1 protein-coding gene is annotated in these 454 nt (G+C 74.7%); it reads right to left on the bottom strand.

What is annotated here, in order from left to right; all coding sequences use genetic code 11:
• Positions 1-454: GA-like domain-containing protein (locus tag WFK59_RS21975; protein WP_442956322.1), on the bottom strand; the 454-nt coding region annotated here is incomplete at both ends.

Genomic DNA, 454 nt, shown 5'->3' with positions numbered 1-454 from the left:
CGTCCTCCACCGCCTTCGCCCCGGCCGGCGTGACCAGCCCGCCGTCCGCCACGGCCTGCGCCGCCGCGTCTGCCGCCGCCTGCTGTTTCTCTTCCGCCGCCTTCACGGCCGTTTCCGCCTCGGCGATCTGCGCATCGGTGGTGTCCGCCACGCCGTTGCCGTCCGCATCGGTGACCGCCGGCACGTCCGCCGCCTTCAGCGCGTCAGTACGATCCTGCAACCCTTCCTTCTCTCCGGCCTCATCCGGCACCCGGCTGACCGCGTCCTGCGCCGCCTGCTTCGCCGCGGCCAGCGCCTGGTTCGCGTCCTCCACCGCCTTCGCCCCGGCCGGCGTGACCAGCCCGCCGTCCGCCACGGCCTGCGCCGCCGCGTCTGCCGCCGCCTGCTGTTTCTCTTCCGCCGCCTTCACGGCCGCTTCCGCCTCGGCGATCTGCGCATCGGTGGTGTCCGCCAC

The organism is Pantoea sp. USHLN298, assembly GCF_037149395.1.
Taxonomy (GTDB): domain Bacteria; phylum Pseudomonadota; class Gammaproteobacteria; order Enterobacterales; family Enterobacteriaceae; genus Pantoea; species Pantoea astica.
The sequence above is the reverse complement of the archived record's forward strand: the minus strand, read 5'-3'. Positions and strand labels throughout refer to the sequence as shown.